The organism is Psychrobacter sp. 1Y4, assembly GCF_051847555.1.
Window position 1 is genome coordinate 1 of the sequence record NZ_JBPYDE010001172.1, and the last position, 514, is coordinate 514.

Annotated in this window: 1 protein-coding gene; it reads right to left on the reverse strand. The window is 45.1% G+C overall.

Translation table 11 applies throughout. The features are described from left to right. A partial coding sequence (locus tag ACS8FC_RS20995) for an HD domain-containing protein (RefSeq protein ID WP_439298206.1) occupies nt 1–514 on the reverse strand: 514 nt, incomplete at both ends.

Here is a 514-nt window from a genome sequence, read left to right on the forward strand (position 1 = left end):
GGCGGTAAATAACCACGCGATTGTCTAATACTTTGACCAGTCCATTGAGCCCCAAATTATTGAGCACGATACTCAGATAACGATGAATGGCTTCTCTTTGAAAATTGCGCCCAAGTCCATGCTGTAGCAGCTTGTCAGATATCTTGTTGTACATATCAGAATCAAGATTACGATAACACAGCACCTCAATATAATCGGCGATATCATTAAGACCCATCAAGCGTGCAAATGGCACATAAAAATCTAACGTTTCTTGTGCTGTCGTACGTTGTTTTTCAGGGCGCACGGCATCAAGCGTAGACATATTATGCAGACGGTCAGCAAGCTTAATAATGAGTACACGTGGATCTGCGAGTGTGGCGGTCAAGATTTTATGAAAGGTCGCCGCTTTGTTTTGCTGCTTGTTGTGAGAGGAGGATTTGAGTTTTGTCACACCATCGACCAGCCTAGCCACTATCTTGCCATAGCGCTGCTCGAGCTGCTCGTCACTCACGTCAGTATCTTCGACCGTATC